The organism is Lactococcus sp. bn62, assembly GCF_029492705.2.
Taxonomy (GTDB): Bacteria; Bacillota; Bacilli; order Lactobacillales; family Streptococcaceae; genus Lactococcus; species Lactococcus petauri.
The window spans coordinates 1,617,017-1,638,357 of sequence record NZ_CP120417.1 but is presented as its reverse complement, the minus strand read 5'-3'; the positions used below and the strand labels follow the sequence as shown (position 1 = coordinate 1,638,357).

Below are 21,341 nucleotides of genomic sequence, written 5' to 3'. Positions count from 1 at the left end.
AAAATAATTTCTTGTATGAAGTCTTAAATATCATTTTACAGTACATGCTAAATAAAGTCAAGTTATTTATAGGGTATCCTATAAAAATTGAGAAAGAAAAACTAAGGTTTTGCCTTAGTTTAATTTTTATATTTAGAGACTTTTGAGTTTACCACGGAATTCGTCAATAGATTGGTACCCTTTTTTGTCCATGATTTCTTGAAGTTCTCTACGGATTCTTGTGAAAATTTCTGGACCTTCTTTGTGGAGGGCTGTCCCAATTTGGAGCATGCTTGCACCGCAGAGAAGATGTTTAAAAGCATCTTGACCTGTTTCGATACCGCCTGTTCCTATGATTTGTATTTCTGGTTTAAGACGTGTGTAGAAGGCACGCACATTGGCTAAAGCAGTTGGTTTGATGTATTGACCACCAAGACCGCCGAAACCATTTTTAGGTTTAATCACAACAGCCTCCTCTTCAGTATCGATATAGAGGGCATTTCCGACACTGTTGACAGAGTTGACGTAAGTGAGGGGAAACTTGTTAAGAATATCAGCCATTTGATCGAAATGTGCCAAGTCAAAATATGGCGGAAGCTTAACACCCAAAGGTTTTTTGAAGAAAGCAAATACTTTTTCTAACAGTTGCTCTGTTGCTTGGAAATCATAGGCTAATTGAGGTTTACCTGGTACGTTTGGACATGAGAGGTTAAGCTCAGTAATGCCTGAAAATGCGCTTTTTTGAATACTATCCAGCATTTCAAGATTTTCTTCAGGACTCATACCAGCAATGGAGAAAAAGATTGGTGTATCTTGATTTTGTTGTACTTCCAAAACATAATCTAGGTAATAGTTGAAGCCTAGATTAGGAAGACCCATAGAGTTAATGCTTCCTAAAGCTAAGTCGACATAACGCGGAGAAGGATTGCCTTCTCTCTTTTCCAAGGTACAGCTTTTAGTGATATAAGCGCCTGCATCAGATTTTTCTAATTCTTGCAGATCCTCGATAGTCATACAATGTACACCAGATGCATTCATAAAAGGATTGGCAAATTTAGTGTGAGCAAAAGTTGTTTCTTGTTTCAAGTCTCTAAAACCTCTTTCATAATTTTTACTATTCTACCACGATTAGATGAGAAATCAAATGATTAAGCTTAAATTGCATAAGAAAAAGTATTTTACTTTGTTACGTCACTAATCTGTGTTACTATATAGATGTACTTAGTAATACATATTAGGAGTGGTAATGGAAAATAATACGGAAATGCTCAAGGGTGTTTTAGAAGGTTGTGTCTTACAAATCATCAGCCAAGGGGAAACCTATGGTTATGCCATCACACAGCAATTAAAAGAATTAGGATTTACTAATGTAGCAGAAGGCACAGTTTATACGATAACTTCTCGGCTTGAACGGCAAAACTTACTGGAGACAGAAAAAAAAGCCTCAGAAAAAGGTCCATCACGTAAATTTTTTAAGTTGAATACTGCAGGAGAAGAGGAACTGGCAGCATTTTGGGTGCGTTGGGATTTTATCTCAGAAAAACTTTCTGAGATAAGAAATAAGGAGAAATGATGAATTTTTGGGAGAGAATAACAGGAAAAGATATGACTGTGGCGAGGGCAGATTTTGCAGAAAGAGTGAAAGGTCTGCCAGAGAGTTACCAACGCATATGGGCGGAGCTTGATGAAGAAATCCAAAGATATAGTGATTTGACAGGGAGAAATCTTATCCCCATCATGAGTAGCTTACTTGAATTTTTTGAAGAAACAGCATTTGATCATGAAGATGTTTCAGCTGTCATTGGTGAGGATAAGGAAGCTTTTGTTGCGGAGCTGTTCGATCAACGGCGTCCCATCCCCAATAAATCCTACCGAGACAAATGCCGCGAGCAACTTAATCGAAATGTAGCAAAAAAATTAGGGAGACAATAGAATGAAGTTCAAGGAAATCATTGAAGAAAAAAAAGAGTGGTACGCTCTTCAAAATGCTGTGAAAAAACTACCAAAGGATTATGGTATCGTTTATAAGGAGATTCAGCGATATTTTTTTAAGATTGGTGTTTCTGATCTTCAGGTTCTTGGAGAATTGCTTGCCATTTTTGAAGATGGTGTGAAACGCAATCAAGCTGTGCTTGACGTTACAGGGAAAGATGTTGCGGCTTTTAGTGACAGCTTGCTTGATCAAGAAGAGAATTTTGATAAATAAAAAATGCGTTCTACATGTAAGTAGCACGCATTTTTTTAATTAATGAGCAATACGTTTACGGTTTGCTTTTTTACGACTTTCTTGGGCAAACTCCCATTTGTGTTCAATCGGGTCAACAACACGTTTTTTGTAGATTGCGCCTGCAGTGAACAAAGCAGCAAGAGTGACAATGTTACCGGCAACAAAACCAGTGATGAGATTTTTATTCATAGGTAGACCTCCAAAAGTAATTTTAGTATGTTTTAGCGCGCAAGTCGTTTGCGTTTTGCACGTTTTTGACTTTCAGCAAAAGCGTCTTCTTTAAAGGTAGGACGCATTTCCGCATCAATTAATCCCTTATGTTTAGCAACCATTACCGCAGTACCGGCAACTGTAATTTCAATGGCTTTACCTATTAGGTAGCCCTTAAGATATTTATTCATGCTCTCCTCCTTATTGTCCATAATCATCCTATGTTACTTTGATAAACTTATAAAGTTATTATAACATTTGTCGGGCTCTATACCCAATATTTTAAGCTTCTTTTCCTAGAAAGTATACTAAATATTTGAAAGTGTCAAAAATTATTGTTATCTTAACAGTAGAGACATATAGAGGAGAAAAAGAGGCAATCATGAAGAAGAACGTGCTGAAAGCAGGAAGTGCGATACTAGCACTTGCGATCGTTTTCGGAGCAGCCAGCATACTGGTGAAAACAACAGAAACAGAAAAAGAAAATAAGAAGACTTCCGTGAATACTTATATTCGAAGCATAGCATCTAAAGAAGTAGGAATTGAAACGAAGCAGGAAGACCAAGGTTATCATATCTTGATGAATTATCCCAAGACAAAAAATAAAGTGATTAATCAAAAGTTGGAAGAATTTTCCAATCATGAACTTTCTTCTTTTAAAGACTGTACACCAGAGAAGGATACGGATGAGAAGGGTTCATTGTTTCAATCCTTTGAAACTTATGAGTTTTCCCCAGATATCGTGAGTTTCAAATTTAATGTGATGCGCAAAAGCAATGCGCGTGTCCAAGCTGAAAACCAAGTCATCACTAAAACTTACAATTTGAAAGAAAATAAAGAGTTACAGCTTTCTGATTTGTTCAAGGACAAGGATGATCTCAGCAGTATCGCACAAAATATTTATGAGAAAATGGTGAAGCTCCAAGAGAATTCAAATCAGAGGGCCAAGCAGGTATTAAGTGCGGGATTGCAGCCGATGGAGAAAAATTTTAATGCTTTTATCTTGGATAATAAATGTCTGGATTTCTTTTTGAGACCGGGTCAAGTCAACAGTAGTACAAACTTATATACTAAAGTTTCAGTTCCACTGAGTGAGTTAGGCGAGATTGTCAAACCACAGATTTTAGTGGGGGATTTAAAAGAAGAAGCGAAACATTCGAAAATAAAAATTCCTTCTGCCCAACAGGTGCAAAGTAAAGCGCTGGCACATAAGAAATTAGTGGCTTTAACTTTTGATGACGGACCAGATCCACAAACCACACCACGCTTGCTTTCCATTTTAAAGAAGGCAAATGTTCCTGCGACATTTTTCGTACTCGGAAACCGTCTGGAACTCTATCCAGAATTAGTTAAAAAAGAACATGCTTTAGGAAATCAAGTGGGCTCACATACGTATAATCACGAGAATCTGCCACAACTCCCTGCAAAACAAGCACAAGATGAAATCAAAAAAACTTCAGATTTGATGCAAAAGACAGTGGGCATTCGTCCTCAAGGCTTACGGCCTCCTTACGGTGCTACAACGCCTCAAATCAATAAAATGGCACAAACCCCGATTATTCAGTGGAGTGTAGACTCTTTAGATTGGGAAAGTAAAAATGTGGATCAAATTGAACAAGTTGTCATGAATGAAGTTTATGATGGCTCTATTATCCTCATGCATGATATTTATGATACCTCTGTCGATGGGGCAGCAAGAGTGATTCAAAAACTAAAAAATCAAGGCTATACATTTGTAACAGTCAATCAACTCATACAAGCACGTGGCAAACTTGAAAATTCACACGTTTATTACAATGCAACACAATAAATGAAATCCTCATGTGTAAGATGAGGATTTTTATATGGTAAAAGAGTTCCTAAGTAGAAAAATGCTATAATAAAAGAAGATATCTTCGTACACAGGACAAGAAAGATAAGAAAATTAATAGAAAATATTATATGAAAAATAAGGTAATAGTCGTGGTCGGACCAACAGCTGTAGGTAAAACAGCTTTGGGCATTCAGCTGGCTCAAGTTTTTGATGGTGAGATTATTTCAGGCGATTCGCAACAAGTCTATCGTGGGCTGGATATCGGGACAGCCAAGGCAAGCCCAGAAGAACAATCCGCAGCAGTGCATCATTTGATTGATGTACGGGATGTAAATGAAAATTATTCTGCTTTTGACTTTGTTCAAGAAGCTACCGCTTGCATAGATCAAATTATTTCTCGAGGTAAGCTTCCGATTATTGTCGGTGGCACGGGGCTTTATATCCAGAGTCTTGTTGAGGGTTATCACCTAGGAGGGCAAGAAAATCATGAGGCAATGATGGAACTGCGTCGAAGCTTAGAGAAACTCTCTGATGAAGAGTTATTTGCGCGTGTCTCCCAATATATTCCTGAGCTGAATCGGCGAAGGGCAATGCGTTTTCTTGAGCTGGAAGCTTTTGGTACAGGCGAAAATCAAGCGTCTGATTATGAGTTTTGTCTTCTCGGTCTGAATGCAGAAAGAACAATACTCTATGATCGAATAAATCACCGGGTAGACGATATGTTAGAACAGGGCTTACTTGAAGAAGCACAAGCTTTATTTGAAAATCACCCCGAGGTTCAAGCTGCAAAAGGTATTGGCTATAAGGAGTTTTTCCCTTATTTCTCAGGGGAACTCTCACTTGAAGAGGCAGTGGAACTTGTAAAAAGAAATTCACGAAGATATGCGAAACGTCAATTGACTTGGTTCCGCAACCGGATGAATGTCAATTTTTACGATGTTTTTGATGAAGATTATCCAGAAAATGCTATAATATGTGCAAGAGAATTTTTAAATATGGAGGAAAAAAGTGAAAAATAAGGAATATATTGATTTAGGTTTGAAATACGGAGGCTACATGGCTCAAGACCGTGTCTTTTTGGAAAATCGTTTAGCAAATTTAGACGATGAAAAGGAAAAAATGCTGTTGGTGACTCCGCCTTCAAGTGTAATCAATGCTTATTTTGCAGAACTTTATCAAAAACGTTCTCCCCAAGATGCCACAGACTATTTCTTTGAGTTGTCACGTGATCTGAAGATGTTTCAAGCCCAGCCTAATTTTCATCTTGAAGGAAAAGAAGGAACAGAAAATTTCCGCTTTATGCGCTTAAATCTATCCGGCAAATCTTTTGGTTTTTGCTACCGCAATGCGCAGGAAGAAGCGGTTGTCTTTAGTGAGTTTCCACTGAAGATGACGGCTCAAATCATTTATGAAGTCGCACAGATTTTTCCACATTATGTTTTGGAACAAGAAGGCGATTATATCATTATGAGAAAGGCGAATTTTGAAGGTCAATTCACAGATGCACAAGAACTATCCGATTTGACAACTGCTGATGAAAATGATGACTATATTCGTTTGACAGGCTATAATTTTGAGGATTTGGTGCTTCAAGCTGAAAAAATTCGTTACATCCATCCTCTCCTCTATCAAGCAGAGCAAAATAAGTGTTATATGTACATTTCTAAAGGATTTTGATTGGAATATTCTAAAGAATAAAGTATAATTAAAGGAAAGGAGAGTTTTATGTTAACAGTTTCACTTATTATTACCGTGCTCGTCATTATTATTATTTTGGCGAGTGCAGGAACATTGTTTTATGTGATTAAACAACAAACGGTTGCGATTATCGAACGTTTTGGGAAGTATCAAACGACCTCTTCGGCCGGATTCCATGTAAAATTACCTTGGGGAATTGATCGTGTTGCGGCACGGATTCAACTGCGTCTTTTGCAAAATGAAATGACCGTTGAAACAAAAACAAAAGATAATGTTTTTGTGACCATGAATATCGCAACGCAATACCGTGTCAATGAAGAAAATATTAAAGATGCCTACTATAAACTGATGAACCCTTCTGAGCAAATTCAAGCCTACATTGAGGATGCGCTTCGATCTGCTGTGCCTAAGTTGACTTTGGACGAAGTTTTCGAGAAAAAAGACGAGATCGCTTTGGAAGTACAGCATCAAGTTGCAGAGGAAATGACAACCTACGGTTATATTATTGTGAAAACATTGATTACACGTGTAGAACCTGATGCCGAGGTTAAGCAATCAATGAATGAAATTAATGCTGCTCAACGTAAGCAAGATGCATCGCAAATGCTTGCGAATGCTGAGAAAATAAAAATTGTAACTTCTGCTGAAGCCGAAGCCGAAAAAGATCGCTTGCGTGGTGTAGGTATTGCTGAACAACGTAAAGCTATTGTTGACGGACTCGCTCAACAAATTATTGAAATTAAAAATACTGGAGCAAGTTTAACAGAAGATCAGATTATGTCCATTCTTTTAACCAACCAGTATCTTGATACGCTTAATCAATTTGCTGAAGCAGGGAATTCTACAATTTTCCTTCCAGCCAGTGCAGATGGTATAGAAGATATGCGTACACAAATTTTGAGCGCATTGAAAGCAAAATAATAAAAATCGTCTTTGGACGGTTTTTTTATTGTATTTTTTGTTATTTTATTCTCATTTTGTTATAATCTTTGTATAATGAAAAAGGAGAGCGGTGAATGAATCAAAGAAAAGTCTTCAAAATATGGGGATTAATGGTACTCGTTATGCTTTTAATGATGATGTTAAAACAGACAGGGGTTCAAGCAGATAAAAAGCCACCAGCAGTGATGGCAGAAAAAGGAATAACTTTGGATATTTCACGTAAATTTTATAAGAGTCAGGTTATCAAAAAGTTTATTGATGATTTGAGTAAATATCCGAATAGTTTTCTACAGCTGCATATGACCGACAACCAAAATTTGGCTGTGGAGATGTCTGCGGTGGGACAAACGACTGAAAAAAACGCTATTTATCAAGACGGACAATGGATAAACACGCAAATCAATCGCCCTTTTCTTTCGAAAAAGGAGCTGGTAGATTTGGTTGCTTACGCGCGCTCAAAAAATGTTGTTTTAATCCCAGAGGTAGAGGCTCCTGCCCACATGCAAGCTATTCTGGACCTTTTGAAAGTCAATGATCCTGAGCGATATGATGCCATTAAGCTACCTGATGGAGCGCCAGAGCAGTTTAATCTGATTGATTACTCTAAGGTTGAGTCACTCAAATTTGTTCAAGAAATCTTGGCAGAATACACACCACTTTTTGCTGGACAAGCAAAGCGCTATTTTCATATCGGTGTCGATGAGATTGACTGGTTGCCTGTTGAATCAAACATGAATTTAGTGAACTACGTGAATGCTTTAGACAATTTTTTAAAGAGTCAAGGTTATACTACGAGAATGTGGAATGATCGTGTGGCTAAAGCAGATCTTCCTGCCTACAATAAAGACATTCAAATCACTTATTGGACACAGATTGGTGGTTGGGATATTAATAGTACGGACGAGAGAGCAACTTTGGGTCGAAAATATACAGCAAGTGCTCAAGAACTTTTAGATGCAGGATTTAAAGTCTTAAATTACAACGCTTATTATACTTGGACTAATGTCAAATATTTAGACACAAAATGAGCTATATTTTCTTAAAATAGTTTTCTTCTTTCTGATTTGGAGTTAAACCATTGTTTGCGGAATGAGGATTATAGTTGTTATAAAACTGTTCGATGTATTCAAAGCAAGAGAGTTGAACTTCTTGAATGGAGTGATAAGTTCTTCTGTTTATTTCCCGTTGTTTGAGGTACTTGAAAAAGGCCTCAGTGACAGCATTATCATAAGGATATCCAGGTTTGGAGTAAGAAGCAAGCAATTGATGCTCATCTAATATTTTTCTAAAGGAAGCTGATTTAAATTGGCTACCTTGATCCGAATGAAAAATGATTGGTTCCTTAGGCTTCCTCTTATTTATAGCCATCCCTAATGTGTCACAGGCAAGTTTAGCATCAATCCTGTCACTTACTTTCCAAGCAATACATTTTCTAGAGTAGAGGTCAAGGATGGCGCAGAGATAAACATGCCGTCTATGTCCTATAGAAATATAAGTGAAATCAGTTGTCCATACTTGATTCGGGGACTTAGGATTAAATTCTTGTTTAAGGAGATTATCAGAAGAAAATGCAGGAGAGTGTTTTGATTTAACTCTAGGTTTAATCGTTGACATTTTAGGGAGTGTCATAGACTTTAGAAGTCTTAAGATACGCCCCTCAGAAATATTAACGCCATAATCACGCAGGAGAATAATTTTAAAAGCTCTCGTTCCAATTCTTTTCTTGGCTTTCATATAAATCTCAAGGAGTAATTTTCTCAAGCGTTGATTTTCTATTTCACGTTTTGAGGGCTTCTTGTTTATGAAGTTATAGTAGGTGGAACGATTGACATGTAAAACACGACAGAGCATAACTGTCGTGTGTTCAAATCGGAGTCTATAGACTGCTTTTAATCTCACTTGGAGTTTTGCATGAATATGGCACTTGCTTTTTTTAAGATAAGATTTTCTTCTTCGAGTTGGGCATTCCTTTTTTGTAATTCTTGAATCTGTTTAGCAGTCAAGACCGTATTATCTTCAAGACGAACTTGAGAGTACTGGTTGATCCATTTTGCAAGTGCAGAAGGGGAGACACCATAGTCTTTACAGAGTTCGGATTGAGTTTTACCTGTTTGGTAGAGATTAACGAGAGATTGCTTAAATTCCTCGTCGTAACGTTTAAAACCTGACATAAAAGTCCTTTCATTTTTGTGTCTTAATAGACAGATTATAACACACAATTTTCTGTCCACTTTTATAGTATAGCTCCAATTACGACTTCCCCTTATTTTTGATACGCATAGATTAATGATAGGATTTAATGACGACGAGATACGCCAATTTATTCCCCAAAGCTATCGCAGAATGAAATTGAAAAGTGTACTATTGGAATAATTTGTATTTGATGATAAAAAAGCAAAGTGTGGGTCAAAAATCTGCACTTTGCTTTTTTGTTGTCCGAAGAACGGAAATCCGTTTTTCGGTACCCGAAGGACTGAAATTCCGCTCTTCGGGTTTTCCAGCGGTCGGAAATCTGTCCTTTACTAAAATAAAAACACTAACAAAAATAAAAACTTATAAGAAGAGATGAAAAATTAAAAGCGAAACAAAAATTTTTTTGATGAAAAAAATCTCCTGCCTATAATAATAGGGATATTATTTTTAGAAATGAGAATTACAATGTCATTTAGCGAAGAAACTTTTCAAATAGAAATAAGAGAACTGTATATTCAAAAGTTTATCAAAAAGATGAAACAAGTTGATCGTGAACAGGGGGCTCTATTAGAAAAAGAAGGTTGGTTTTATAAGGAAACGGCAGAGCGGCGTGTCATGTTCACTTTTGGAGAAGTTGTCCTTGTGAGAAGGTGCTATGTTAAAAAAGGAAAACGCCGTTATCCTGTGGATGAATATCTTGGTTTAGAGCCTTATAGCCGATACTCTAAAGAACTCCTTTACAAAATAGCTGTTACAGCTGTTGATTTAACGTGTAGAAAAGCCGCTGCGCATTTCAAAGAACTTCTTCAGCTGGATATCAGTAAAGATACGGTGTGTAAGGCTCGTAAACTAGCGACTCAACTTTATAAAGAACGTGAAGATTATCGCTTTTTTGACGAAGAAGAATTTATCAAGAAGGAGGTTAAAGTACTTTATATAGAAGGTGACGGTCTTCTTTTAAGTACCCCAGAAGCCAATGATAAGAAAAAGAAAACAGATTTTTCACACTTTCTTATCCATGAGGGACTTGAAAAAGAATATGGGAAGCGTCAGAAAACGGTTCATCACCATGAAATATGGTCAACCAGCAATAAAGCGGCCAGAGAAAAAGTGATGGATTATCTGTACAATCATTATGAAATCACAAAGGATACACTCCTCATTACCAATTCAGATATGGGACATGGCTATACTCCTTATGTGTTTGATGAAATCGCTAAAACCTTTTCTTGCCAACATGTTCATTTTTGGGACAAATACCATCTTCGAAAAGAAATTTCAAAAATGATGAAACCTTTTCCTTTAACTTTTGAGGAAGGGCTTTTTCAGGCTATCGCACAACATGATAAGAAAGCCGTAAAAGAGATATTGAATAGAGCCTCTGCACTTATTCCTGAAAAAGAGGAATCCTTTGGGGAAAGTTTTGTGACATTTTCTCGAAAGTTATTAAGAAATTTTGCCTATACGAAATCTCCAGAAAGCCGTGGTTTGTCTTCTGCCGGTATTGGTATCATGGAAAGTAACCATACGAAACTGTCATATCGTATGAAAAAACAAGCACGACATTGGTCCGTGGAGGGTGCACTTATCATGGGACAAATGATTCTTGATAAAGCGGAAGGTAAACTTCATGATCTTTTCTTTGGAGACTGGCGAGAAAAGTATGCAAAATATAAAGATTTAGATTGTTTAAGTGTCCAACAATTTTTAAAAAGAGGAGAGCGCTCATCTGGAATTAGACAGGTGAAGCAAGCCAATAAATCGGGACGAGCAAGGTATTTTTAAGCGATCCATAAAGAGAAAAAAGTAATAAAAAACAGCCTTTTTGCTTAAAAAGGTTGCATTTTTGTGTGCACTTTAGTATAATTAGGGTATAGAATAAATCAAGAAAAAAGCCCCGAGCGGGCAACTCGAGGCATGTGATTAAAGCAAATCGGACTTGCGATAATCAACTTTGATTATTTTACACCAAAAGAAGTAAAAAATCAAGGCTGAAATTTGCGAGGGGGAAAGCAGATTTCAGTCTTTTTCTGTTCTAGTTAGAGAAACTTTGATATTTTTTTGAGCACGAAAAATATAGACACGTACAAAAATTAAATAGGTGTTGACAGAAAATAATTTTGTGGTATAATAGAGATGTTGAAAAGCAGAAGCACCCGCTTCTCGCCTGAGTGGTAATAGCCCTGGGCAACAAAATGGAATTATTCACAAAACGAATGTTTTCATTAGCGGGGCGCACTATGCGTTCCGCTTTTGTTTTTCTAAAAAAATATTTTAGAAGGAGAATAGACATAGCAAAGCAAGACAACAGAAAACCTTTGATGAACGGTCAAATCCGTTCACGCGAAGTACGTCTTATCGGTGCTGAAGGCGAACAGCTTGGTGTTACACCTACAGCTGTTGCACTTACTCAGGCCGAAGACCTTAACATGGATTTGGTTTTGATTTCAAATCAAGAACCACCAGTTGCAAAAATCATGGATTACACTAAATTCATGTTTGAGCAAAAGAAAAAGCAAAAAGAAGCTAAGAAGAAACAGGCAACTGTTACTTTGAAAGAAGTTCGTTTGAGTCCAGTCATTGATAAAAATGACTTCAATACAAAACTTCGTCAAGCAACTAAGTTCCTTGAAAAAGGAGACAAAGTTAAAGTTTCGATTCGCTTTAAAGGTCGTATGATTACTCACCAAGATGTGGGTCGTCAAGTAATGGATGAATTTGCTGAAGCAGTGAAAGATATCGCTGTGGTAGAGCAAAAAGCCAAAATGGATGGTCGTCAAATGTTCTTACAATTGGCACCAATCAAAAAGAACTAAGTTCTTATTATTAACCAAGGAGAATTAAAATGCCAAAACAAAAAACTCACCGCGCATCAGCTAAACGTTTCAAACGTACTGGTAATGGCGGTCTTAAACGCTTCCGCGCTTACACTTCACACCGTATGCACGGTAAAACTGTAAAACAACGTCGTCAACTCCGTAAAGGCCGTATGGTTTCAGCAGGTGACTTCAAACGTATCCGTCGTATGGTTGCGAACATGCGTTAATAACAGTCCTGTGGACTGTTATGCATGGATACATTGCTGTCCCAATAACATTTCACGACTGATTAACTCATAAGCATTACATAAGACTTATAGGATTTCACTCGAAATCAATCAACCATTTAAATTAACTGTCAATGACAGGATAAAAATTTTCTAAGAAACAAGGAGAACACACATGGCACGTGTTAAAAATAGCGTTGCAACTCGCAAACGCCGTAAACGTATTTTAAAACTCGCTAAAGGTTACTACGGTTCTAAACACCGTCTTTTCAAGACAGCTAAAGAACAAGTAATGAACTCATACTACTACGCATTCCGCGACCGTCGTCAAAAGAAACGCGACTTCCGTAAATTGTGGATTGCACGTATCAATGCAGCTGCTCGTATGAACGGACTTTCATACAGCAAAATGATGCACGGTTTGAAATTGGCTGAAATCGAAATCAACCGTAAAATGCTTGCTGATATCGCTATTGCTGACGCAGCTGCTTTCACAGCTCTTGCTGAAGAAGCTAAAAAAGCATTGGCTAAATAATTTTAAAAACTTCCTTTTGGAAGTTTTTTATTTATAAAATTTAAAGTAATCTGTTATACTATGGCTATGAAGTTAATCGCTTACAATGATACCTATAAACAAGCAGTTATTGATTTGATACTTTCTATTCAGAAGGAAGAATTTGGAGTTGCTATTGATTTAGCAGATCAACCCGATTTGCAAGATATTCATGCACATTACAGTCAATTTTGGCTTGCTGTTGATGAAGAGAAGGGAGTTGTTGGAACACTTGGTATCGTCAAGTTTAATGAACAGCAAGCTGTTCTGAAAAAGATGTTTGTCAATGTTGAATACAGAGGAAAGTCTGTTGCACAACTTCTTTTGGATAATTTGTTTGAGTACTGTCGCATAGAGAATATCAAAGAAATTTATCTTGGAACTGTCGAACAATTCAAAGCGGCACATCGTTTTTATGAAAAAAATGACTTTCTACCTATCAATGAAAAAATACTGCCCAAACATATGCCAAGAATGGAGGTGGACACGATATTTTATAAAAAAAATATCACAGAATAAAAAAGTTGAAATGTAACCGCATACCTTGTATAAAAAGCCTTTTAGCTTCTTTTTCACTTGAAATAAGGCCGGAAAAATAGTAAAATCATAGTGTATTAAAAAGTGCAGAAAGCACTTAAAACAATAAGGAGATAAAAATGTCAATTATTACTGATGTTTATGCTCGCGAAGTCCTTGACTCACGCGGTAACCCAACAATCGAAGTTGAAGTTTACACTGAAGACGGTGCATTCGGACGCGGTATGGTACCTTCAGGTGCTTCAACTGGTGAACACGAAGCTGTTGAACTCCGTGACGGTGACAAATCTCGTTACCTCGGTCTTGGTACTCAAAAAGCTGTTGACAACGTAAACAACGTAATCGCTGAAGCTATCATCGGCTACGAAGTTACTGAACAACAAGCTATTGACCGTGCAATGATCGCTCTTGACGGTACAGAAAACAAAGGTAAATTGGGCGCTAACGCTATCCTTGGTGTTTCTATCGCTGTTGCTCGTGCAGCTGCTGATGAACTCGGTGTTCCACTTTACAACTACCTTGGCGGATTCAACGCTAAAGTATTGCCAACTCCAATGATGAACATCATCAATGGTGGTTCTCACTCAGACGCTCCAATCGCTTTCCAAGAATTCATGATCGTACCAGTTGGTGCACCTACATTCAAAGAAGCGCTTCGTTGGGGTGCTGAAATCTTCCACGCATTGAAGAAAATCCTTAAAGCTCGTGGCCTTGAAACTTCAGTTGGTGACGAAGGTGGATTTGCTCCACGTTTCGAAGGTACTGAAGATGGTGTAGAAACTATCCTTAAAGCTATCGAAGCTGCTGGCTACGAAGCTGGTGAAAACGGCGTTATGATCGGTTTCGACTGTGCTTCTTCAGAATTCTACGAAGACGGCGTTTACAACTACGCTAAATTCGAAGGTGAAGGTGGTGCTAAACGTACTGCTGCAGAACAAATCGATTACCTTGAAGAATTGGTTAACAAATACCCAATCATCACTATCGAAGATGGTATGGACGAAAACGACTGGGATGGTTGGAAAGCCCTCACAGAACGTTTGGGTAACAAAGTTCAACTCGTTGGTGACGACTTCTTCGTTACAAACACTTCTTACTTGGCACGTGGTATCAAAGAAGAAGCTGCGAACGCTATCTTGATCAAAGTTAACCAAATCGGTACTTTGACTGAAACATTTGAAGCAATCGAAATGGCTAAAGAAGCTGGTTACACAGCTATCGTTTCTCACCGTTCAGGTGAAACTGAAGATTCAACAATCTCAGATATCGCCGTTGCTACAAATGCTGGCCAAATCAAAACTGGTTCACTTTCACGTACAGACCGTATGGCTAAATACAACCAATTGCTTCGTATCGAAGACCAATTGGGTGAAGTTGCCGTTTACAAAGGTCTTAACGCATTCTACAACCTTAAAAAATAAGGTTTAGAGAGCAACTAATGCTTAATGAAACACTCTTTCGATGTTTAATTTTTAAACATCGAAAGAGTGTTTTTTAGTTTGGAAATTGAGAGACAAGAAGCAAGGGTGTAAAGGTTAGCTTATGCTATAATGAGTACATGAATAAGGTAAACGAAGAACGTGTACACGAAATATTTAATAATATATCCACTGATTATGACAAAATGAATGCAATCATTAGTTTCAAGCAGCATGACTTATGGCGGGATAAAACCATGAAAAAAATGGGGAATTTATCTGACATGACCATTTTGGATTTGTGTTGTGGTACTGGGGATTGGACTTTTGACCTTTCAAAAGCTGTGGGGCAAAAGGGTAAGGTCGTGGGCTTAGACTTTTCTGAAAATATGCTGAAAGTGGCCCAAGATAAACTTGACAAAAAAGGCAATGAAAACATTGAATTTATTCAAGGAAATGCCATGGCCATTCCTTTTGAAAATGACATGTTTGATGCTGTTACGATTGGTTACGGCTTGAGAAACACGCCTGATTATCTCACAGTGCTACGAGAAATTTTCCGTGTCTTAAAAACTGGCGGAAAAGTGGTGTGTATTGAAACTTCTCATCCGACTTTGCCTATTTACAAGCAAGCATTTGAACTTTATTTTAAAAAAGTGATGCCTTTTCTGGGAAAAGTCTTTGCCAAGTCTTTGAAGGAATACCAATGGCTTCAAAAATCTGCGGAGAATTTTCCTGATGCGAAAGCTTTGGCTTTATTGTTTAGCGAGGCGGGTTTTTCTACTGTAAGCTATCAAAAACATGGCGGTGGAGCCATTGCTACACACTTTGGGACCAAAGGCTTTCCTGTAACAAAAGAAGACTCACAATAATTTTATAGTCACAAAAGACTTTGTTTACGTTTGTAAACAAAGTCTTTTGCTTTCTGAATTTTAAGTGATATACTAACAACATATAAAGAATGAAGTAAAATTCAAAAGAAACGAGAATAAGTATGGACACTCAACCCTTTAATATTAAAAAAATTACTTTGAAAGCTTCCAATCGACAAGTCATGCGTCATTTTTATGAGGAGTTACTAGGTTTTTATCTTTCTGAGGAAACAGAGCATACACTTGCCTATGCGTTTAGAGAAAAAGAAATTCCTTTTTTAAAACTCGAGTTTGGTGGAAATGCAAGTACAGAAAAAACGACCGGCCTTTTTCATTACGCTCTTCTTTTTCCCGATCGTGCCTCAAAAGCTGGACTTATTTCACGACTCATGAAGGCAAACTATCCATTAGGAGCGGGAGACCATCTCGTCAGTGAATCTTTTTATCTTAGTGATCCTGAAGGAAATGGAATTGAGCTCTATCATGACCGCGACCCGAAAACTTGGAAATGGAATGAAGGACAAGTTGAAATGGGGACCTTTGCTGTTGATCTTGAAGCTGTTTTAGCAACAAAAAAGGTAGGAGCATTTCGTTATCCGCCAAAAATGAGTATTGGTCATCTCCATTTCACGGGAAGTTCTCTTGCACAGGCTGATACACTCTTTATGGATATACTTCGGACGGATCTAGTCGCACGAGTGGGTAATACTGCTCATTTTTACTCGCAAAATCATTACCATCATCACTTTGCGACAAATCTCTGGGAAGGGACAAGCTTGAAAAAACGAAACCTTCAAAAAAACGGCATTTTAGCTTGGGAGATTGAAGTTGGAAGAGCGTATTATGAAGCAGTTTTGGAACGACTGTTGGCAACGGAGTGGACTTACGAAGCGAGAGGGACGAGCATGATCTTAGAGGATCATGTCGGCGCGCAACTTGTGATAACACAGATATAAAAAACCTTGTTGCTCTTATGAGCCAGCAAGGTTTTTATCATGTCTTTTTTATGAAGCATTGTTGGTCTGACTTAATGCAAAAGTATTTTTTTCTTGAATCAATAGTTCAAGCAACTGAAGCACTTGGAAGAGACCTGCGCGATTCTCAAACTCTTCACGTGTTTGTGGCAAGTCCATCTGACGGTAATGAGAATAGGCATTTTCTATTTTCTTTAAGAGCTCGCTGCCGTCATTATGGGCAGCATAGGTAAGTGACAAAGTTTCAAAAATATTGGAAATTTCGGCGATATGCGTACTTTCCACATCTATTTCTTCTAATTTCATAATAATATCTTTGAGAAGTGTAATTTGGATATGGCGCATGTCAAAATAGCGTTGATAAAATGTATTATTTCTTAAAAGGTTATTCTCTGATTTTTCAGTGGCGACTTTACTGCTGGCATCAATGAGTTCCAGCAGGTTCTCACACTGCGCCACGAGATCCTGGAGATCTTGCTTTTGATTCAAACAAATGACGAGATGTGCTGAAATATTTTTGAATTCTTTTTCTAAAATATTAAGATTATTTTCTAATAATCTTTCATTGCTTGGCATATATATGTTTGCCAAAAGTGCTAAACCTACTCCAATGAACATTAATGAAAACTCATTGCCTACGAGAGGAAAAGTTATTTCGGCTCTATAATTTAAAGGACTGATGAATCAAATTTTGATTCATCAGTCCTTTTTTAGTTTATTTAAATATAAAACATGTCGTCTATCTAGTAAAATTTAAGTACGACCAAAAATCTAAGATAGAAAGGACGACATGTCTTGAATAATCATATCAAAAAAATGCTACGAATTACAGATGAACATTTAGATTTAACAAATACGGAGGAATATAAAATTAAAGGGAAGAACACTTTAGTTATCTTTGGAGTCTATTCTCCCATGCCTTCGGCTTGTAGGAACTGTGGTTCAACTATTGTTGATAATGAAGGGAAAAGTGTAGTTGTTAGAAATGGAAAAAAGGAAGTAACTATTCAGTTAGATTCTTATCAAAATATGCCCACTATTTTAAAACTGAAGAAACAACGATTCCATTGTAAAAGCTGTTCGCACAATTGGACGGCACAGTGTTCTATTGTTGAAAAAAACTGTCATATCAGTAAATTTATTACTTTGAAAATTTTAGAATTATTAACTGAGAAAATCTCTATGACATTTATAGCTAAACAATGCCACGTTTCATTAACTACAGTTTTAAGAGTTCTTAAGTCAGTTGAATCACAACTCCCGCAACAACTTAAACCACGGAGTTTTCCAGAAGTTTTAATGGTAGATGAGTTTAGATCTCACGCTAGTTATGAAGATAAAATGAGCTTCATATGTGCTGATGGAGAAACAGGTGAATTAGTAGATATTTTACCTAGTAGGAAATTAGATAAAATAATCCCTTACTTCAATCGCTCTCCGTTGGAGGAAAGGGAAAAAGTTAAATTTTTAGTAACAGATATGAATGCTGCTTACTTTCAATTAACTAAAAATGTCTTTCCTACTGCTAAATTAATCATTGATAGGTTCCATATTGTGAAGCATTTGAACACCGCTTTTAATGATTTTAGAGTCCGAGAAATGAAGAGATTAATTACCAATAAGAAAAAGTCAAAAGCAAATAAATTAAAATCAAACTGGAAATTACTTCTAAAAAATCAAACAAATATTTCCATTTCAGAGTTCAAAACTTGGAGAAGTTTTCCTTCTCCAAAGTACCATCTTTTAACGGAATCTATGGTGATTGATCGACTACTCTCATTTTCTTCTGAACTAAAAGAAGCTTATGACATTTTCCATTTATTAATGTATCACTTTAGAAACAAAGATGACCGTTCCTTTTTCGAACTATTGAAAAATCTACCTGATAGCTTGGATACACAATTTAGAGATAAAATAGAAAATCTGATTTCCTATGAAGAAGGTATTAGAAACGCTCTTAAATATAATTTTTCCAATGGAAAAATTGAAGCTAAGAACACTCATATAAAAACACTTAAAAGAGTTTCCTATGGATTCAACTCATTTACAAATATGCGTATAAGAATTTTCTTGATAAACGGCCTTATTAAAATTAAATAACTAAAAAAGATGATAAATCTGAGAGTAATCTCAAGTTTATCATCTTATATATCCGACTCATCAGTCCGATTTGACAAAGAGCCGTTATTTCTTGAGCCAAAAGGTAATGGGAAAAAAGCACAGAGTTTACGACAATGCCTTCGCTCGTATTTGTGGCAACAGAGATAGGAATAAATAATAATAAAAAGATACCAAAAGATAAAGGTGTAAAATTAAATAAATTTAAAACGATAAAGGCGAGTAAGGTGGCGATGATAAGCCCTAGAACACGCAGAAATCCTAATCGTAAGGTGCTTTTCTGTGTGTTCGTAATGGAAAGAATGGCAATGATGCCTGCGCTGGTCGCAGATTCTAAGTGGAAAAACTGTGCAATAATAATGGCTAATGTTGCACAAATTGCAGTTTTGATTGTTCTTTGCCCTATTTTGATATGGCTGTAATTCACATTTTGTCTCCTTGTGATAAGTATATAAGCAGTGAAAGAGTGCTTCTCAAAGGTTTTAGTGTATGTTGAGAGCTTTCTTAACTAGAGTAATTATACCAAAAAATAGGAGAGAAACAGATGCAACACTTTCAAAATTTTAGCTAAGAACAGATTATCTTAGATTTTAGAGCAGATGAAGCGAGAGGAACGAAAAAACTGTGTATAATAGAAAGTAAGAGAATAAAGGAGAAAAAATCAGATGAAAAAGTATATTATTGTAGGGATGTTTTCGTTCTTACTTGGAGCAATAGTAGCCTTAGGGATATCTAATATTACTCAATCACCTGCTACACCGATGGCAAAGGAAAGTTCTAGTTCCTCAACATCCACCAAAGAGAGTACTACCTCCAGTAGTTCCTCTGAAGTGAAAACAACACCCTCTTCAACTTCAACAAGCAGTAGTGAACAGTCTATCTCTTCTCTCTATCATCTCGTTCCACCTCAAAGCACCTATAAGAACTTAATTGTAGCTAAGACAGCGGAAGCAGAAGCTTATATTCAAACCAATGGTTACAATCTTATCAGTAAAACGAATCATGACTTGAACGAAAAGTCACTCATCAGCGAAGCATCTACAGAACTGCCTAATCCAGTAGATGCCTCAGGCAAGGAAAGTTATCTTTACTTTTGGGCAAATGATGCGCAAGCAAACGAGTTAGGCAGCGTTCGCATGGATAATAAAGTTGTTTTCTTTAAAGCAACGGATGATTATTTAAGTCGTTTGAATTAAAAAAGACAGGATTTGCGTCCTGTCTTTTTTGTAGGAAAGGGATTGACTCACATGGCCATCCATACAGGCTCTAAGCAGTTACCATCTGGATCTTGAACTTCAAGGCCATACATAACGTCCTCAGGAATGCCATTTTCTAAATGAAGGGATTGTCCGCCATATTGACTGGCAAGTTTGCCGAATGCTTTGACAGCATCTGCACTTGGAAGAGTAAAGGCAGCAAGAGCGCCACTTACTTTGTGTGTATCAGCGATTGTTTTATCACCAATAAATGTTTGGTAACGCTCATGCGAAACTAACATGATATAGAAATTTTCATCCCAAACCATACAGCTTACCAAATCGTCTGAAAAATCAGGGTTCTTTTTGAAACCAAGCTTTTCATAAAAAGCTGTGGAAACCTGAATATCTGAGACAGGAAAGTTGACGAAAACCATTGTCGACATATGAAATCCTCCTTAAAATTAAATTTTATATCAAAATATTCTTAACTTTAAGCTCATTGTAACATAAATCATATTTTTTACCGCTTGATTGGCTTGGAAAATGCTTTCAAAAAAGTAAGGTGAAAATCATGGGAGAAAACAGCGTTTGAGACGTTTATTTAAGAGATTTTCTGTTAAAATATAACTATGATTAAAAACTATGAATTGTCAGCTGAACATCGGCTAGTCTCTACGGCAGAGATGAGGAATTTTACATACGTACTTAATCCGACACGTGAAGAAATTGGTAGTGTCTCGGAGTACTTTCAACTGCCTTTTGACTACCTTAGCGGCATTCTCGATGATTATGAAAACGCCCGTTTTGAAACGGATGATATCGATAATAATCTTATACTTTTACAATATCCAGCCTCATCAAGTTATGGCGAGGTAGGCACATTTCCTTACTCTTTGATTTGGACAAAAAATGAAGCTGTCATTTTAGCTTTAAATCATGACATTAAGGGAGAACATATATTCGGTAGAGAATACAGCTCTACACGCTATAAGCATGAAATTATTTATCAGGTTATGTATCAAATGACACATGACTTCCATGATTATCTACGAGAATTTCGTCTCCGTCGTCGTCGTCTTGAGGTAGGAATCAAAAACTCAACCAAAAATGATCAAATTGTTGATATGATTGGTATTCAAGCTAGCCTTATTTATTTTGAAGATGCTTTGAATAATAATCTCGAAGTGTTGAAGAAATTTATTGATTATCTGCGTGAAGAAGATGAAGATGGTTTTGCTGATAAGATTTACGATATTTATATTGAAACGGATCAGGCCTACACGGAAACACGTATTCAACTGAAATTGCTCCAAAACCTGCGCGACTTGTTCTCAAATATTGTGTCTAACAATTTGAATATTGTCATGAAAATCATGACATCCGCAACCTTTGTCTTGGGTATTCCAGGTGTTGTTGTCGGTTTTTATGGGATGAATGTCCCCATACCTGGTCAGGAAATCAGTTGGGTCATGTGGGCCATATTAGGGTTAACGCTTATATTTTGTGGCATTGTCGTTTGGGCGTTACGCAAAAAAGACATGCTGTGATCGTTTAACCATCGC

At 37.0% G+C, this 21,341-nt stretch carries 25 protein-coding genes, 1 pseudogene and 1 other annotated feature; of the genes and pseudogenes, 19 read left to right on the top strand and 7 right to left on the bottom strand.

Annotated elements, in window-relative coordinates:
- Window positions 1–132: 132 nt before the first annotated feature.
- Window positions 133–1,065: a dihydroorotate oxidase gene (locus P3G65_RS08480; RefSeq protein WP_003134335.1), complete on the bottom strand. Its 933-nt coding sequence runs from the start codon at window positions 1,063–1,065 to the stop codon at window positions 133–135.
- Window positions 1,066–1,225: 160 nt separating this feature from the next.
- On the opposite strand from P3G65_RS08480, the gene P3G65_RS08475 reads away from it, so the two are divergent.
- Genes P3G65_RS08475 through P3G65_RS08465 form a run of 3 tightly spaced genes read left to right on the top strand, consistent with a single transcriptional unit; the run spans window position 1,226 to window position 2,185 of the window.
- Complete coding sequence (locus P3G65_RS08475) at window positions 1,226–1,552, top strand: PadR family transcriptional regulator (RefSeq protein WP_003134338.1); 327 nt, start codon at window positions 1,226–1,228, stop codon at window positions 1,550–1,552.
- Window positions 1,552–1,911 carry a DUF1048 domain-containing protein gene (locus tag P3G65_RS08470; protein WP_019292815.1) on the top strand — a complete coding sequence of 120 codons (360 nt, stop codon included), beginning with the start codon at window positions 1,552–1,554 and terminating at the stop codon, window positions 1,909–1,911. The genes P3G65_RS08475 and P3G65_RS08470 overlap by 1 nt, the downstream gene beginning before the upstream one ends.
- 1 nt (window position 1,912) lies before the next feature.
- Entirely contained in the window at window positions 1,913–2,185 is a 273-nt protein-coding gene (locus P3G65_RS08465; protein ID WP_003134341.1) for a DUF1048 domain-containing protein, read from the top strand.
- A gap of 39 nt (window positions 2,186–2,224) precedes the next feature.
- Here P3G65_RS08465 and P3G65_RS08460 read toward each other — a convergent pair whose 3' ends face one another.
- Both P3G65_RS08460 and P3G65_RS08455 read right to left on the bottom strand, forming a co-directional pair.
- The gene (locus P3G65_RS08460) at window positions 2,225–2,395 is read right to left on the bottom strand and encodes a DUF3042 family protein (protein ID WP_014025228.1); all 171 of its coding nucleotides are present in this window, start codon (window positions 2,393–2,395) and stop codon (window positions 2,225–2,227) included.
- A 32-nt stretch (window positions 2,396–2,427) separates the two neighbouring features.
- Window positions 2,428–2,628 carry a DUF3042 family protein gene (locus P3G65_RS08455; RefSeq protein WP_003134343.1) on the bottom strand — a complete coding sequence of 67 codons (201 nt, stop codon included), beginning with the start codon at window positions 2,626–2,628 and terminating at the stop codon, window positions 2,428–2,430.
- 170 nt (window positions 2,629–2,798) lie between these two features.
- Here P3G65_RS08455 and P3G65_RS08450 point away from each other — a divergent pair, with 170 nt between their 5' ends.
- The 5 genes from P3G65_RS08450 (at window position 2,799) to P3G65_RS08430 (ending at window position 7,897) form a co-directional block, all read left to right on the top strand.
- Complete coding sequence (locus tag P3G65_RS08450) at window positions 2,799–4,226, top strand: polysaccharide deacetylase family protein (protein ID WP_003134345.1); 1,428 nt, start codon at window positions 2,799–2,801, stop codon at window positions 4,224–4,226.
- Between the two features lie 131 nt (window positions 4,227–4,357).
- Window positions 4,358–5,248: a tRNA (adenosine(37)-N6)-dimethylallyltransferase MiaA gene (gene miaA, locus P3G65_RS08445; RefSeq protein ID WP_019292817.1), complete on the top strand. Its 891-nt coding sequence runs from the start codon at window positions 4,358–4,360 to the stop codon at window positions 5,246–5,248.
- Window positions 5,238–5,906: a hypothetical protein gene (locus P3G65_RS08440; protein ID WP_003134348.1), complete on the top strand. Its 669-nt coding sequence runs from the start codon at window positions 5,238–5,240 to the stop codon at window positions 5,904–5,906. Before miaA ends, P3G65_RS08440 begins: the two co-directional genes overlap by 11 nt.
- 48 nt (window positions 5,907–5,954) lie before the next feature.
- A complete protein-coding gene (locus P3G65_RS08435) occupies window positions 5,955–6,848 on the top strand; it encodes an SPFH domain-containing protein (RefSeq protein ID WP_003134350.1) in 894 nt (297 codons plus the stop codon).
- Between the two features lie 95 nt (window positions 6,849–6,943).
- The gene (locus tag P3G65_RS08430; protein ID WP_003134352.1) at window positions 6,944–7,897 is read left to right on the top strand and encodes a family 20 glycosylhydrolase; all 954 of its coding nucleotides are present in this window, start codon (window positions 6,944–6,946) and stop codon (window positions 7,895–7,897) included.
- Here P3G65_RS08430 and P3G65_RS08425 read toward each other — a convergent pair.
- A pseudogene (locus P3G65_RS08425) lies at window positions 7,883–9,040 on the bottom strand (IS3 family transposase). The gene P3G65_RS08430 and the pseudogene P3G65_RS08425 sit on opposite strands and share 15 nt — an antisense overlap.
- Window positions 9,041–9,527: 487 nt before the next feature.
- Between P3G65_RS08425 and P3G65_RS08415 the strand changes: the two are divergent.
- The 8 genes from P3G65_RS08415 to P3G65_RS08380 all read left to right on the top strand — a co-directional run bounded on the left by P3G65_RS08415 (window position 9,528) and on the right by P3G65_RS08380 (window position 16,444).
- Window positions 9,528–10,847 carry an ISLre2 family transposase gene (locus P3G65_RS08415; protein WP_019292475.1) on the top strand — a complete coding sequence of 440 codons (1,320 nt, stop codon included), beginning with the start codon at window positions 9,528–9,530 and terminating at the stop codon, window positions 10,845–10,847.
- 353 nt (window positions 10,848–11,200) lie between these two features.
- Window positions 11,201–11,327: a sequence feature (ribosomal protein L20 leader region), on the top strand.
- A complete protein-coding gene (infC, locus tag P3G65_RS08410; RefSeq protein ID WP_080567137.1) occupies window positions 11,303–11,878 on the top strand; it encodes a translation initiation factor IF-3 in 576 nt (191 codons plus the stop codon). Its footprint overlaps the feature before it by 25 nt.
- A gap of 29 nt (window positions 11,879–11,907) precedes the next feature.
- Window positions 11,908–12,108 carry a 50S ribosomal protein L35 gene (gene rpmI, locus P3G65_RS08405; RefSeq protein ID WP_003133063.1) on the top strand — a complete coding sequence of 67 codons (201 nt, stop codon included), beginning with the start codon at window positions 11,908–11,910 and terminating at the stop codon, window positions 12,106–12,108.
- Window positions 12,109–12,283: 175 nt separating this feature from the next.
- Window positions 12,284–12,643 (top strand): 50S ribosomal protein L20, encoded by a 360-nt coding sequence (gene rplT, locus P3G65_RS08400; RefSeq protein ID WP_003133061.1) that lies wholly within the window; start codon window positions 12,284–12,286, stop codon window positions 12,641–12,643.
- Window positions 12,644–12,703: 60 nt separating this feature from the next.
- The gene (locus P3G65_RS08395; protein WP_017370512.1) at window positions 12,704–13,180 is read left to right on the top strand and encodes a GNAT family N-acetyltransferase; all 477 of its coding nucleotides are present in this window, start codon (window positions 12,704–12,706) and stop codon (window positions 13,178–13,180) included.
- Window positions 13,181–13,317: 137 nt separating this feature from the next.
- Window positions 13,318–14,619, top strand: coding sequence for a surface-displayed alpha-enolase (gene eno / locus P3G65_RS08390; RefSeq protein ID WP_003133057.1), 1,302 nt, complete (start codon window positions 13,318–13,320; stop codon window positions 14,617–14,619).
- A gap of 137 nt (window positions 14,620–14,756) precedes the next feature.
- On the top strand, window positions 14,757–15,488 hold the full coding sequence (locus tag P3G65_RS08385; RefSeq protein WP_019291607.1) for a demethylmenaquinone methyltransferase: 732 nt from the start codon (window positions 14,757–14,759) through the stop codon (window positions 15,486–15,488).
- Window positions 15,489–15,610: 122 nt separating this feature from the next.
- Window positions 15,611–16,444 (top strand): VOC family protein, encoded by an 834-nt coding sequence (locus P3G65_RS08380; protein WP_003133031.1) that lies wholly within the window; start codon window positions 15,611–15,613, stop codon window positions 16,442–16,444.
- Between the two features lie 48 nt (window positions 16,445–16,492).
- Here P3G65_RS08380 and P3G65_RS08375 read toward each other — a convergent pair whose 3' ends face one another.
- Window positions 16,493–17,080, bottom strand: coding sequence for a hypothetical protein (locus P3G65_RS08375; RefSeq protein ID WP_284071156.1), 588 nt, complete (start codon window positions 17,078–17,080; stop codon window positions 16,493–16,495).
- 177 nt (window positions 17,081–17,257) lie between these two features.
- On the opposite strand from P3G65_RS08375, the gene P3G65_RS08370 reads away from it, so the two are divergent.
- Window positions 17,258–18,562 carry an ISL3 family transposase gene (locus tag P3G65_RS08370; RefSeq protein WP_089202021.1) on the top strand — a complete coding sequence of 435 codons (1,305 nt, stop codon included), beginning with the start codon at window positions 17,258–17,260 and terminating at the stop codon, window positions 18,560–18,562.
- Here the strand turns inward: P3G65_RS08370 and P3G65_RS08365 are convergent.
- Complete coding sequence (locus tag P3G65_RS08365) at window positions 18,555–19,007, bottom strand: aromatic acid exporter family protein (protein WP_284071155.1); 453 nt, start codon at window positions 19,005–19,007, stop codon at window positions 18,555–18,557. The two genes, P3G65_RS08370 and P3G65_RS08365, sit on opposite strands and share 8 nt — an antisense overlap.
- A 238-nt stretch (window positions 19,008–19,245) precedes the next feature.
- On the opposite strand from P3G65_RS08365, the gene P3G65_RS08360 reads away from it, so the two are divergent.
- Window positions 19,246–19,776, top strand: a complete 531-nt coding sequence (locus P3G65_RS08360; protein WP_003133028.1) for a hypothetical protein — start codon at window positions 19,246–19,248, stop codon at window positions 19,774–19,776.
- Window positions 19,777–19,823: 47 nt separating this feature from the next.
- Here the strand turns inward: P3G65_RS08360 and P3G65_RS08355 are convergent, their stop codons facing one another.
- The gene (locus P3G65_RS08355) at window positions 19,824–20,222 is read right to left on the bottom strand and encodes a glyoxalase (protein WP_019291606.1); all 399 of its coding nucleotides are present in this window, start codon (window positions 20,220–20,222) and stop codon (window positions 19,824–19,826) included.
- 186 nt (window positions 20,223–20,408) lie between these two features.
- Here P3G65_RS08355 and P3G65_RS08350 point away from each other — a divergent pair, with 186 nt between their 5' ends.
- On the top strand, window positions 20,409–21,326 hold the full coding sequence (locus P3G65_RS08350; protein WP_003133025.1) for a magnesium transporter CorA family protein: 918 nt from the start codon (window positions 20,409–20,411) through the stop codon (window positions 21,324–21,326).
- Window positions 21,327–21,341 lie beyond the last annotated feature (15 nt).